Raw genomic sequence first — 13,367 nt, 5'->3', positions numbered from 1 at the left:
ATTACCGCATCCTTGACGTATTGCGTCATGGTCGGGGCGTCGGAGAGCGGGAAAGAGGGCTTCAGGGATGAGTGGTGGACCGGTGTCCGGGCACGGTTTCGTGGCTGTACGGGGGCGTGGTTACCGTCCTGAGCAGGTGGACCGCATGGTGGCCTCGCTGTCCGCCGAGCGGGACGGGGCCCTGGACCGGCTGTCCCGGCTGAGGGTGCTGGCCGATGAGCTGGCCGAGGAGTCGGCGCGGCTGGGTGAGGTGGTCGCCTCCCTCGCTCCGCAGACGTATCAGTCCCTGGGGGAGCGGGCGCGGCAGATCCTGGCGCTGGCGGAGGCCGAGGCCGAGGCGGTGCTGGGCGCCGCGCAGGAGGAGGGTCAGGCGCTGCGGGACGCGGCGGACTCGGCGGGCCGGGAGGTCCGTGAGACGGCGCGCGAGCGGGCGGGCGCGGTGCGGGCGGCGGCGGACGCCGGTGCTGACGAGGTGCTGGCGGGGGCGCGGGGTTCGGCCGCGGAGCTGGTGGAGGACGCGCGCCGGGAGGCGGCCGAGGTGCGGGGTGCGGCGGAAGCGGAGATGGAGGGCACGCGTCGGCGTACGGCGAGTGTGCTGGCGCACCAGGAGCAGGAGCACGGTGACCGGGGCAAGGCGGCGGACGCCGGGTTCGCCGCGGCGGAGGCCGCGGCGGCGGAGCGCGAGGCGGAGCTGACGGCCCGTGGTGAGGCGCTGCTGGCGCGGGCGCGGCGGGAGCTCGCGGACGCGGAGGAGGCGGCCAGGCACGGCCAGGAGGACGCGGAGGCGCGGGCGGCGCAGCTGGTGTCGGCGGCCAGGCTGGCGGAGGAGCGGATCGTGCGGGAGACCGAGCGGGTGCTGCGGGAGCACGAGGAGGGCCGCGAGGAGGTGCAGGCGCACATGGCGCACGTACGCAGTTCGCTGGCGGCGTTGACGGGGCGTGCGGTGGCGGGGTCCGTGGAGTAGGCGCGGGCAGGGTTCTGCGGGCTTCTGCCGCCGGGTTCACCGGCGTCGGGCGGGCGGGGCTCCCGCGAGGATCCAGGGTTCCGCCGCCTCGTACTGGCGGCGTTGTCCCGCGGGGTCGGTGTTCCGGCCGCGTACGGTGCCGAGCCAGCCGGCCAGGAAGCCGAAGGGGATGGAGACCAGGCCGGTCGTGGTGAGGGGGAACCAGTTGAAGTCGCGGTCGGGGAAGACGGAGCCGGGGGAGCCGGAGACGAGGTTGATGCCGGTGATCAGGACGAGTACGCAGGCGGTGCCGCCGATGAGGGTGCAGAGCAGGCCGGTGCGGGTGAAGCGGCGCCAGAACATGCTGTAGACGAGCGCCGGGGCGATGGCGGATGCCCCGATGCAGAACGACAGGGTCACCAGGGCCTGGACGTTCCAGTGTCTGGCCGGCACGGCGAGGGCGATGGCGAGTGCTCCCACGCCGATCGCCGCGCCCCGTGCGGTGGCGGTGCCCCGCCGGTCGCCGACGGGTTTCCCGGGGCGCAGGCCGTGGGCGAAGAGGTCGTGGGCGAGGGAGTTGGCGCAGGCCAGGATCATTCCCGCGACGGAGGCGAGCAGGGTCAGGAAGATCGCCGTGGTCATGGTGGTGACGACGAGCGCCCCGGCCTTGCCGCCGCCCGCGACGGCGCCGGTGACCTGGAGGATCGCGCTGTTGCCCTGGGCTCCGGCGGCGGTGATGCGGTCGTGCCCGACGAGGGCTGCGGCGCCGAAGCCGATGACGGCGAGGAGCAGGCAGAGTCCGGCGACGACGCAGACCGCCCAGGACAGGGAGCGGCGGACGGCGCGGGCGTCGCTCGCGCCGGTCATCCGCATGGTGATGTGGGGGAGGCAGGCGGCGCCGAGCACGACGGTCAGTTCGGAGCTGATCATGTCGAGGTCGTTGCCGCCGAACTGGAGCCCGGAGTGCAGGTAGGCGCTGCCCGCGCCGCTGCCGGCGGTGGCGGCGCGCAGGAGTGCGGCGGTGTCCCAGTCGAAGCGGTCGAGGACGAGGGCGGAGACGAGGAGGCACGCGCCGAGGAGCGCGAGGGTCTTGATGATCTGGATGACGGCGGTGCCCCGCATGCCGCCGATGGCCGCGTAGCCGGTCATGAGGATGCCGAGGGTGATGATGGATCCGGTGCGGAAGCCGGAGCTGTCGAAGCCGAGCATGAAGGCGAGCAGGTCGCCGCTGCCGGAGAGCTGGACGACCATGAGCGGCAGCAGGGCGGCGAGGGTGACGGCGCAGGACGTGATGCGGGCGGCCCGGCCTGGGGTGCGCCGGGTGAGCATGTCGCCCATGGTGAACCGGCCCGCGTTGTGGAGGGGTTCGGCGAGCAGGAACATCAGCAGGACCAGGGAGAGCGCGGTGCTGAGGGCGAGCACGAGGCCGTCGTGGCCGGTGAGGGCGATGACTCCGGTGGTGCCGAGGACGGTGGCGGCGGAGAGGTAGTCGCCGGCGATGGCGAGGCCGCCCCGCAGGGGTGAGAGCGAGCGGTGGCCGGTGCAGAAGCCGTCGAGGTCGTCGCGGTCGGGTCCGGTCATGACGCAGAGCAGCAGGGTGATGCTGGCGACGGCGATGAACGCGGTCAGGGACAGCGTCCGGGCGGACTCCTCGAAGCCGTTCACCGGCCCGTCCCCCTTCTGTGGTCGCCAGCCGGTGGGCCGGTGGGTCCGGCCCGGTCGCGGAGTCCGGCGCAGAGCGGGTCGACGGTGCGGCGGGCGGTCCGTTCGTAGACGGCGACGGCGGCGAGAGCGACGGGGAGCTGGCCCAGGCCGAGGGCGAGGCCGGTGGTGAGTCCGCTGTCCCCGACGGGGCGGGTCATCAGGCCGGGGGCGTAGCCGGACAGTACGAGGAAGAGGGTGAAGTAGCCGAGTGCGGTGAGTGTGGAGACGCGGCGCAGCAGGCGGTAGGCGGTGCGCAGCCGGCGCAGGTCGCCGTGGCGGCCGGGCGCGGGGGCCGGGCGCGGGGCGGTGGCCGGCCGGCCGGGTGGTGGCGGCGGTGAGCTCTGCCAGGGCATGAGGTAGTCGCCGGGATATCGGGGCGGCGGGGGCCGGTGGGGCCGCACCGGGTGGGGGTGCGAGTTGTGCGGCATGGTGGTGCTCCTTGCATGGCTCGGGCCCGGGGCGGGCTGCAAGGCGGCGGCGCGGGTGCGCTGTTGGGAGCGCGTACGTTACTCGCGGGTATCGCGGAGAGGGAGCGTTACGGGTGAACTACCGTGGGTAACACGCCAGTTGTCCCCTGGGCGGCCCTCAGTCCGCGGGTGTACGGGGAGCGCTTTCGTGTTCGTCCAGGACCGGGAAGCGGCGTGGGGCGAGGAAGACGAGGATCAGCAGGGCGAGTACGGCGGCGACCGCGGCGCCCGTGAAGACATGGTCGACCGCGGTGTCGACGGCCCGGCGCAGATGGTCCGTCGCGGCGGCGGACAGGGACGCCGGGGCCTCCAGGGCGTGCGAGACGGCGTCCAGGTCGTCCGGCAGTCCCGGGACGGCTGCGGCGGTGAGCCGGGAGGCGAGCACGCTGTTGGCCACGGCGCCGAACAGGGCGGCGCCCAGGCTCTGTCCGACCTGGCGGCAGAAGAGCACGGACGCCGTGGTGGTGCCGCGCTCGGTCCAGCCGACCGTGGACTGGACGCCGATGATCAGCGGAAGCTGGAAGAGGCCGAGGGTCGCGCCGAGCAGCAGCATGAGCAGGGCGGGCTGCCAGGCGGCGCCCGGATAGGGCAGCAGCGGGAAGCAGAGCAGGACGAGCAGGGCCCCGGACATGCCGGTGATCGCGGTGCGGCGGAAGCCGATCCGGTTGTAGACCCGGTCGGAGAGGGCCGCGGCCACGGGCCAGCTCAGCGTCATCACCGACAGGACGAACCCGGCGGCGATCGGACCCAGCCCCAGGACGGACTGGGCGTACGTCGGCAGGAAGACCGTCGGTGCGACCATGAGCAGCCCCATCGCACCCAGGGCCAGGTTCACCGAGGCGATGGTGCGGCGCCGCCAGACCCAGCCGGGGATGACGGGTTCGGCGGCCCGCCGCTCGATGACGACGGTCAGGGCGGCCATCGCGGCGCTCGCCCCCAGCAGCCCGAGCGAGGGCGCGGAGAGCCACGGCCAGGCGACGCCGCCCTGGACGAGCGCGGTCAGCAGCAGCGCGCCGGTCGCGAACACCGCGAGGGCGCCCGCCCAGTCGACCCGGGGACGGGCGGCGGGGCGCGGCCGGGCCGGTTCGTGGAGGTGGCGGACCACCAGCCAGAGGGCGACCGCGCCGACGGGCAGGTTGATCAGGAAGATCCAGCGCCAGTCGGCGTACGAGGCGAGCAGCCCGCCGACCGCGGGCCCCGCCACCGCCGAAGTGGCCCAGACCGTCGAGAGCTTGGCCTGGATCTTCGGGCGCTCCTTGAGCGGGTACAGGTCGGCCGCGATGGTCTGCACCGTGCCCTGGAGGGCTCCGCCGCCGAGCCCCTGGACGACCCGGAAGGCGATGAGCGCGGCCATGTTCCAGGCGGCGGCGCACAGGACGGAGCCGACCAGGAAGAGGATGATGCCCGCGACCAGGACGGGTTTGCGGCCGAAGGTGTCGGAGAGCTTCCCGTACACCGGCAGGGTGACGGTGACGGCGAGCAGATAGCCGGAGAAGAGCCAGGAGAAGACGGCGAAGCCGCCGAGGTCGCCGACGATCTGCGGGACGGCGGTCGCGACGATGGTGCCGTCCAGGGCGGCGAGCCCCATGCCGAGCATCAGGGCCGCCGCGACCCGGCGGCGGGCGCGTGCCGCGTCCGGTGCCGTGCCGGTGGTGGGTGTCCCGGGCACCGCTTCCTGGCTCTCCGTACCGCCGACGCCTTCCGTGCCGCCCACAGGGGTTCCTTCCCTATGCATCTATTTCCCGGAGGACACTCTCTCACCGCAGGCGGCCGTACGGGAGACGGAGCCCGAGGGGCGGACCACCCCTACCCAGGTCCTGGTCCGCGGGCCCGAACCCTTAGGGGGAGCTCCGTACTTGGGGCCGGGGGCGGTTCCTCCCGCCGGAGGACGAGAGGCGGGGGCCCCGTTCCCTAGCGTGTTCCTGTACCGGGGGGATGCGGCCGGCCGCAGGGGGTGGGGTGGGGAAAACCCCCTGCGAAGACTGCGCTGGGCACCAGCGCGCCGGACCCCCCTCGCACACCAGACTCGGAACGTACACAGAGACGTCCACGCATCGACCGACATAGGAGACTTACCGTGACAACGGCTGTAACGATTCCCAGGCACGGGGACACTGGAGGGCGTACGGCCGTCGCAGCGCGGGCGCGGCAGGTCGTCAAGGCGTACGGGGCGGGGGAGACCCGGGTCGTCGCGCTCGACCACGTCGATGTGGACATCGCCCGCGGGCAGTTCACGGCCATCATGGGGCCGTCCGGGTCGGGCAAATCGACGCTGATGCACTGCCTCGCCGGTCTGGACACCGTGACCTCGGGGCAGATCCACCTCGCCGACACCGAGATCACCGGCCTCAAGGACAAGAAGCTCACCCAGCTGCGCCGCGACCGCATCGGCTTCATCTTCCAGGCGTTCAATCTGCTCCCGACGCTCAACGCGATCGAGAACATCACGCTGCCGATGGACATCGCGGGCCGCAGGCCCGACGCCGCCTGGTTGCGGCAGGTCGTGGAGACCGTCGGCCTCGCCGAGCGGCTGAAGCACCGGCCCACCCAGCTCTCCGGCGGCCAGCAGCAGCGTGTGGCGGTGGCCCGTGCCCTCGCCGCCCGCCCGGAGATCATCTTCGGTGACGAGCCCACCGGGAACCTGGACTCACGGGCCGGGGCCGAGGTGCTGTCCTTCCTGCGCAAGTCGGTCGACGAGCTCGGCCAGACGATCGTCATGGTCACCCACGACCCCGTGGCCGCCTCCTACGCGGACCGGGTGCTCTACCTCGCGGACGGCTCCCTCGTCGACGAGATGCAGAACCCGACGGCCGAGCAGGTCCTGGACCGGATGAAGGACTTCGACGCGCGCGGGCGGACGTCATGACCGTATGGAAGACCTCGATGCGCAACTTCCTCGCGCACAAGGGGCGGATGGCGCTCTCCGCCGTCGCGGTCCTGCTGTCGGTGGCGTTCGTCTGCGGCACGCTCGTCTTCACCGACACCATGAACACCACCTTCGACAAGCTCTTCGCGGCCACGTCCGCCGATGTCACGGTCAGCCCGAAGAAGGCGACCGGCGCCGACGACCTCCCGGAGAACGGCAAGCCCGAGGCGCTCCCCGCGTCCGTCGTGGCCGAGATCGCCGGAGCCGAGGGTGTGAAGAAGGCCGAGGGCGCGGTCACCAGCATGTCCGTGACCCTCGTCGACAGCCGCGACAAGAACCTCGGCTCGGACACCGGAGCCCCGACCATCGCGGGCAACTGGACCACCAACGACCTGCGGTCCATGGAGATCACCTCCGGCCACGCCCCGCGCGGCCCCACCGAGGCCATGATCGACGCCGACACCGCCGAGGAGCACCACCTGAAGCTCGGCGACGAGGTGCGCACGATCGCCGTCACCGGTGACATCCGGGCGAGGATCACCGGGATCGCCTCCTTCACCGTGACCAACCCCGGTGCGGCCGTCGTCTACCTCGACACCGCCACCGCGCAGCAGAAGCTGCTGGGCGCCCCCGGTGTCTTCACCCACATCTCCGTCACCGCCGAACCCGGCGTCAGTGACACCCAGCTGAAGAAGAACGTCGCCACCGCCCTCGGTGACTCGGCCTCGTACAAGCTGCGCACCCAGGAGGAGGCCGCGGCGGACGGCAAGGACTCCATGGGCTCCTTCCTGGACGTCATGAAGTACGCGATGCTCGGCTTCGCCGGGATCGCCTTCCTCGTCGGCATCTTCCTGATCGTCAACACCTTCTCGATGCTGGTCGCCCAGCGCACCCGCGAGATCGGCCTGATGCGGGCCATCGGCTCCAGCCGCAAGCAGGTCAACCGGTCCGTGCTGGTCGAGGCGGTGCTCCTGGGCATCGTCGGATCGGTCCTCGGCGTCGGCGCGGGCATCGGGCTCGCCGTCGGGCTGATGAAGCTCATGGGTGCCATGGGCATGGAGCTGTCCACCAGGGACCTCACCATCGCCTGGACGACACCGGCGATCGGGCTGGCCCTCGGCATCGTCGTCACCGTCCTCGCGGCGTACATCCCCGCCCGCCGCGCCGGGAAGGTCTCCCCGATGGCCGCCCTGCGCGACGCCGGCACCCCGGCGGACGCCAAGTCCGGCTGGGTACGGGCCGCACTCGGCCTGGTCCTCACCGGAGCCGGTGCCGCGGGCCTGTGGACGGCGACCCGGGCCGACGAGGCGAGCGAGGGCTCGCTCTACCTCGGCCTGGGCGTGGTCCTCAGCCTCATCGGCTTCATCGTGATCGGCCCGCTGCTCGCCGGTGTCGTCGTGCGGGTGCTCGGCGCCGTCGTCCTGCGGCTCTTCGGCCCGGTCGGGCGGCTCGCGGAGCGCAACGCGCTGCGCAACCCCCGGCGTACGGGAGCCACCGCCGCGGCCCTCATGATCGGCCTCGCCCTGGTGGCGTGCCTGTCGGTCGTCGGCTCGTCCATGGTCGCCTCGGCCACCGACGAGCTCGACAAGTCGGTCGGCACGGACTTCATCGTCCAGTCGAACACCGGCCAGCTCATCGTGCCGCAGGCCGCACAGGCCATCGAGAAGGTCCCCGGCATCGAGCACGTCACGGACTACCGGGTGCTCTCCGCGACGTTCACCAACCCCGACGGCTCCACCGCCGACGAGCAGGTCACCGCCGCCGACCCGACCTACCCGCAGGACCTGCGGCGCAAGACCACCGCCGGTGACCTGGCGAAGGCGTACGGCGCCGACTCCATGTCGGTCGGATCGGACTACGCCGCCCTGCACAGGATCGAGGTCGGCGACAAGATCACCGTCGCCTTCAAGGCCGGCGACACCGCCCAGCTGAAGGTCGCCGCCATCACCTCGGACGACACGAACGTCGACCGGGGCGCGAACTACACCAACGTCACCACCGCCGAGCGTTACGTCGACGCCGGCAGCATGCCCAAGAACATGATCATGTTCGCGTCGGCGGAGGACGGCAAGGAGAAGGAGGCGTACGCCGCCCTCAAGAGCTCGCTCGCGGCCTACCCGCAGTACAAGGTCCAGAACCAGGCCGACTTCAAGGAGGACCTGAAGAACCAGATCGGCCAGCTGCTGAACATCGTGTACGGCCTGCTCGCCCTGGCGATCATCGTCGCGGTGCTCGGAGTGGTGAACACCCTGGCCCTGTCGGTGGTCGAGCGGACCCGCGAGATCGGCCTGATGCGGGCGATCGGCCTCTCCCGCCGCCAGCTGCGGCGCATGATCCGGCTGGAGTCCGTCGTCATCGCCCTCTTCGGCGCGCTGCTCGGACTCGGCCTGGGCATGGGCTGGGGCACCTCCGCCCAGAAGCTGCTGGCCCTGGAAGGGCTACAGGTCCTGGAGATCCCCTGGCCGACGATCGTCACCGTGTTCGTCGCCTCGGCCTTCGTCGGACTGTTCGCCGCCCTGGTCCCGGCCTTCCGGGCCGGCCGGATGAACGTCCTGAACGCGATCGCCACGGACGGGTGACGGCCCGGCCGTAAGATGACTGATCCGGCCCCGGGGCGTTCCTCCAAACGCCCCGGGGCCGGTTCGCGTCCGGCTGCCGCGGTCAGGCGCGCCACGTCAGCGCATCCCGAATGCCTCGGCGATGTCGTCCGGCAGCTCGTCGAAGTCGTCCCGGATGTGGATCTGCCCGCGGAGGGCGCCGCAGTCGGTCCGGTTGACCTTGGACCGAAGGGGCACCACCTTCGCGATGGGCACCCCCGCCCGGCTGATCACGACTTCCTCACCGGCCTCGACCTGCCGCAGAATGCGCGAGAAGTGGGTTTTGGCCTCGTGCACGTCGTACTGCCGGACTGCTTCCATGACGCCTCGCTCGGGCCGGACGTGGACCGGCTACGGATCAGGGCTAGCCCCGCTGCCGCCGTACGGACAACGGCGTTCCCTCGCGCGAGTGACACACCGGCGTCGTACGCTGGAGCCCCCGGCCCGTGCCACGTGTCGGGCCCTTCGCGTTGCTCACTCGCCACACCGGACGGAACCTTCATGAGCCTGCACGGTCTGCTGGACGTCGTCGTCACCGACCCGGCGCTCTCCGAAGCGGTGAAGGCCGCCACCGACGGCCACCGGCCCCACGTCGACCTGGTGGGCCCGCCCGCCGCGCGCCCCTTCGCCGTGGCGGCACTGGCCCGTGACGCCGGGCGCACCGTGCTCGCCGTCACCGCGACCGGCCGGGAGGCCGAGGACCTGGCGGCCGCGCTGCGGACCCTGCTGCCCCCGGACACCGTGGCGGAGTTCCCCTCCTGGGAGACACTGCCCCACGAGCGGCTCTCGCCCCGCTCGGACACCGTGGGACGCCGTCTCGCGGTGCTGCGCAGGCTCGCGCACCCCCGGCAGGACGACCCGGAGACGGGCCCGGTCAGGGTGGTCGTCGCGCCCGTGCGCTCCGTGCTCCAGCCCCAGGTCAAGGGCCTCGGCGACCTGGAGCCCGTGGCGCTGAGCAGCGGGCAGAGCGCGGATCTGGGCGAGGTCGTGGACGCCCTCGCGGCGGCGGCGTACGCCCGTGTGGAACTGGTCGAGAAGCGTGGTGAGTTCGCCGTGCGCGGCGGCATCCTGGACGTCTTCCCGCCGACCGAGGAGCACCCCCTCCGGGTGGAGTTCTGGGGCGACGACGTCGAGGAGATCCGCTACTTCAAGATCGCCGATCAGCGCTCCCTGGAGGTCGCCGAGCACGGGCTGTGGGCCCCGCCCTGCCGTGAGCTGCTGCTCACCGAGGACGTGCGGTCGCGGGCGGCTGCCCTCGCGGAGGAACACCCCGAGCTGGGCGAACTGCTCGGGAAGATCGCGGAGGGCATCGCGGTCGAGGGCATGGAGTCGCTCGCCCCGGTCCTCGTCGACGAGATGGAGCTGCTGCTCGACGTCCTGCCGCAGGGCTCGATGGCGGTGGTCTGCGACCCCGAGCGGGTGCGCACCAGGGCCGCGGACCTCGTCGCGACCAGCCAGGAGTTCCTCCAGGCGTCCTGGGCGGCCACGGCGGGCGGCGGCGAGGCGCCGATCGATGTCGGCGCGGCCTCCCTGTGGGGCATCGCCGATGTCCGGGACCGGGCCCGTGAGCTGGGCATGCTGTGGTGGACCGTCTCGCCGTTCGCCGCGGACGACGAGCTGGACGACGACACCCTGAAGCTCGGGATGCGCGCCCCGGAGGCGTACAGGGGCGACACCGCCCGGGCGCTCGCGGACACCAAGGGGTGGCTGGCCGAGGGCTGGCGCACGGTGTACGTCACCGAGGGGCAGGGGCCCGCGTCGCGCACCGTGGAGGTGCTCGGCGGCGAGGGCATCGCGGCCCGCCTCGACCCGGACCTGGCCGATCTCGCGCCGTCGCTCGTCCATGTCTCGTGCGGGGCCATCGACCACGGCTTCGTCGACGCGGCGCTGAAGCTGGCGGTGCTGACCGAGACGGACCTGACCGGACAGCGCACGGCCAGCAAGGACCTGGGCCGGATGCCGGCCCGCCGCCGCAAGTCGATCGACCCGCTGACCCTCCAGGCGGGCGACTTCATCGTCCACGAGCAGCACGGTGTCGGCCGCTACATCGAGATGGTCCAGCGCACCGTGCAGGGTGCGACCCGTGAGTACCTCCTCGTCGAGTACGCCCCCGCCAAGCGCGGCCAGCCGGGCGACCGCCTGTACATCCCCACCGACCAGCTGGAGCAGGTCACCAAGTACGTCGGCGGGGAGGCCCCGACCCTGCACCGGCTGGGCGGCGCCGACTGGACGAAGACGAAGCAGCGGGCGAAGAAGGCGGTCAAGGAGATCGCCGCCGACCTGATCAAGCTGTACTCGGCGCGGATGGCGGCCCCCGGCCACGCCTTCGGCCCGGACACCCCGTGGCAGCGCGAGCTGGAGGACGCCTTCCCGTACGCGGAGACGCCCGACCAGCTGTCCACGATCGCCGAGGTCAAGGAGGACATGGAGAAGTCCGTCCCGATGGACCGGCTGATCTGCGGCGACGTCGGTTACGGCAAGACGGAGATCGCGGTGCGGGCGGCCTTCAAGGCGGTCCAGGACGGCAAGCAGGTCGCCGTCCTGGTGCCCACGACACTGCTGGTCCAGCAGCACTTCGGCACGTTCACCGAGCGGTACGCCCAGTTCCCCGTCAACGTGCGGGCGCTGAGCCGCTTCCAGTCGGACACCGAGTCGAAGGCGACGCTGGAGGGGCTCAAGGACGGCTCGGTCGACCTGGTCATCGGCACGCACCGGCTGTTCTCGTCGGAGACGAAGTTCAAGGACCTGGGCCTGGTCATCGTCGACGAGGAGCAGCGCTTCGGCGTCGAGCACAAGGAGCAGCTGAAGAAGCTCCGCGCCAACGTGGACGTGCTCACGATGTCGGCGACCCCCATCCCCCGTACGCTCGAAATGGCCGTGACCGGCATCCGCGAGATGTCGACGATCACGACGCCCCCGGAGGAGCGCCACCCGGTCCTGACCTTCGTCGGCCCGTACGAGGAGAAGCAGATCGGCGCGGCCGTGCGTCGTGAACTCCTGCGTGAGGGCCAGGTGTTCTACATCCACAACCGGGTGGAGTCCATCGACCGGGCGGCGGCGCGGCTGCGCGAGATCGTCCCCGAGGCGCGGATCGCCACGGCGCACGGGCAGATGGGCGAGAGCCAGCTGGAGCAGGTCGTCGTCGACTTCTGGGAGAAGAGGTTCGACGTGCTGGTCTCGACGACGATCGTCGAGTCCGGCATCGACATCTCCAACGCCAACACGCTGATCGTGGAGCGCGGCGACAACTTCGGCCTCTCGCAGCTGCACCAGCTGCGCGGCCGTGTCGGCCGTGGCCGTGACCGGGGTTACTCCTACTTCCTGTATCCGCCGGAGAAGCCGCTCACCGAGACCGCGCACGAGCGGCTGGCGACCATCGCCCAGCACACCGAGATGGGTGCGGGCATGTACGTGGCGATGAAGGACCTGGAGATCCGGGGCGCCGGAAATCTGCTCGGCGGCGAGCAGTCCGGTCATATCGCGGGGGTCGGCTTCGACCTGTACATCCGGATGGTCGGCGAGGCGGTGGCGGACTACCGCGCGGCGGTGGACGGCGGGGCCGAGGAGGAGCCGCCGCTGGAGGTCAAGATCGAGCTCCCGGTCGACGCGCACGTCCCGCACGACTACGCCCCGGGGGAGCGGCTGCGCCTCCAGGCGTACCGCGCGATCGCCTCCGCGAACTCGGAGGAGGACATCAGGGCGGTGCGCGAGGAGCTCACCGACCGCTACGGCAAGCTGCCGGAGCCGGTGGAGAACCTCCTGCTGGTGGCCGGTCTGCGGATGCTGGCGCGGGCGTGCGGGGTGGGCGAGATCGTGCTCCAGGGGCCGAACATCCGCTTCGCGCCGGTGGAGCTGCGGGAGTCGCAGGAGCTGCGGCTGAAGCGGCTGCACCCGAAGACGATCTTCAAGCCGGCCACGCGTCAGATCCTGGTGCCGAGGCCGACGGCGGGCCGGATCGGCGGGAAGCCGGTGGTGGGCCGCGAACTCCTGTCGTGGACCGGGGAGTTCCTCACGACGATTCTTGGTTCGTAGGACGTGCCGCCCCCGCTGCCGGTGCTCCGGCGGCGGGAGGCGCCTGCGCTCCGGTGGCTACGACGATGGCTTTTCGAAGACCACCCAGACGGTCTTGCCGACGACGTGATGGCGCACGCCTAGTTCCGCCGCCAGCCGGTCGGCGATGTACAGGCCTCGTCCCGAGCAATTCGCCGTGTCCGGTTCGTGTGTCCGGTGGACGGGCCGGCCGTCGCCGCTGTCCCGGACTTCGAGCCGGACGAGGTCGTCCGTGGTGCTCAGGCGGACGGCGAATTCCCTGCCGGGCGGGACCGCGTGCAGAAGGGCGTTGGTCGCGAGCTCGGAGACGCAGAGCGTCATGTCCTCGATCAGGGGCGTCAGCCGCCACTCGGTGAGGACGTCGGTCACGAAGTCGCGGGAGGCGCGGACGGACGTCTTCCGCCGGGGGAAGCGTTGTTGCTGCGACAGAGACACGGTGGTTCACCCCGTTGCTCGTGGGCTTTGACGCGCACACCGTACTGCTATTCGCGAAAAGCAGCAAGGTAATCTTTTGGGGAGGCCTGAGTACTTCGCCTACCGTGTGATTCGAGACGGTCCGTGATGTCGGTGCGAGGAGGAGTCCGTGACTGAGGGAGAGCCGGCGGGCACGTCCGCCCGCTACCTGGCACCGTCGGTGTCCGGTTCCGGCGACGTGTGGGCATCTGACGCGGCGGCCATGGGTAGGCGAGGGACGCAGAAGATCGTGCGTGCGGGTGAGGTGACGGCGTCCGACCGGGTGG

General features: G+C 71.7%; 9 protein-coding genes. 4 read left to right on the top strand and 5 right to left on the bottom strand.

What is annotated here, in order from left to right; all coding sequences use genetic code 11:
* The first annotated feature begins 67 nt into the window (after positions 1-67).
* Positions 68-964: a cellulose-binding protein gene (locus ACWCQM_RS10300; protein WP_450914862.1), complete on the top strand. Its 897-nt coding sequence runs from the start codon at positions 68-70 to the stop codon at positions 962-964.
* A 36-nt stretch (positions 965-1,000) separates the two neighbouring features.
* Here ACWCQM_RS10300 and ACWCQM_RS10295 read toward each other — a convergent pair whose 3' ends face one another.
* The 3 genes from ACWCQM_RS10295 to ACWCQM_RS10285 all read right to left on the bottom strand — a co-directional run bounded on the left by ACWCQM_RS10295 (position 1,001) and on the right by ACWCQM_RS10285 (position 4,849).
* Positions 1,001-2,608: a sodium/solute symporter gene (locus ACWCQM_RS10295; protein ID WP_450914861.1), complete on the bottom strand. Its 1,608-nt coding sequence runs from the start codon at positions 2,606-2,608 to the stop codon at positions 1,001-1,003.
* Complete coding sequence (locus ACWCQM_RS10290; RefSeq protein ID WP_450914860.1) at positions 2,605-3,075, bottom strand: DUF485 domain-containing protein; 471 nt, start codon at positions 3,073-3,075, stop codon at positions 2,605-2,607. The genes ACWCQM_RS10295 and ACWCQM_RS10290 overlap by 4 nt, the downstream gene beginning before the upstream one ends.
* 157 nt (positions 3,076-3,232) lie before the next feature.
* Positions 3,233-4,849 (bottom strand): MFS transporter, encoded by a 1,617-nt coding sequence (locus ACWCQM_RS10285; RefSeq protein ID WP_450914859.1) that lies wholly within the window; start codon positions 4,847-4,849, stop codon positions 3,233-3,235.
* A 342-nt stretch (positions 4,850-5,191) separates the two neighbouring features.
* Between ACWCQM_RS10285 and ACWCQM_RS10280 the strand changes: the two genes are divergently transcribed.
* Together ACWCQM_RS10280 and ACWCQM_RS10275 are read left to right on the top strand one after the other, a co-directional pair.
* Positions 5,192-5,980: an ABC transporter ATP-binding protein gene (locus tag ACWCQM_RS10280; protein ID WP_450914858.1), complete on the top strand. Its 789-nt coding sequence runs from the start codon at positions 5,192-5,194 to the stop codon at positions 5,978-5,980.
* Positions 5,977-8,559 (top strand): ABC transporter permease, encoded by a 2,583-nt coding sequence (locus ACWCQM_RS10275; RefSeq protein ID WP_450914857.1) that lies wholly within the window; start codon positions 5,977-5,979, stop codon positions 8,557-8,559. The genes ACWCQM_RS10280 and ACWCQM_RS10275 overlap by 4 nt, the downstream gene beginning before the upstream one ends.
* Positions 8,560-8,655: 96 nt before the next feature.
* On the opposite strand, the gene ACWCQM_RS10270 is transcribed toward ACWCQM_RS10275, so the two are convergent.
* Positions 8,656-8,898, bottom strand: a complete 243-nt coding sequence (locus ACWCQM_RS10270) for a type II toxin-antitoxin system Phd/YefM family antitoxin (RefSeq protein ID WP_450914856.1) — start codon at positions 8,896-8,898, stop codon at positions 8,656-8,658.
* 180 nt (positions 8,899-9,078) lie between these two features.
* On the opposite strand from ACWCQM_RS10270, the gene mfd reads away from it, so the two are divergent.
* Entirely contained in the window at positions 9,079-12,609 is a 3,531-nt protein-coding gene (mfd, locus tag ACWCQM_RS10265) for a transcription-repair coupling factor (protein ID WP_450914855.1), read from the top strand.
* A gap of 57 nt (positions 12,610-12,666) precedes the next feature.
* On the opposite strand, the gene ACWCQM_RS10260 is transcribed toward mfd, so the two are convergent.
* Complete coding sequence (locus ACWCQM_RS10260) at positions 12,667-13,062, bottom strand: ATP-binding protein (RefSeq protein ID WP_450914854.1); 396 nt, start codon at positions 13,060-13,062, stop codon at positions 12,667-12,669.
* Between the last annotated feature and the right edge of the window lie 305 nt (positions 13,063-13,367).

This window comes from Streptomyces sp. NPDC002125 (genome assembly GCF_053593715.1).
Note: the sequence above shows the minus strand (reverse complement) of the source record. Positions and strands in the feature narration are given on the sequence as shown.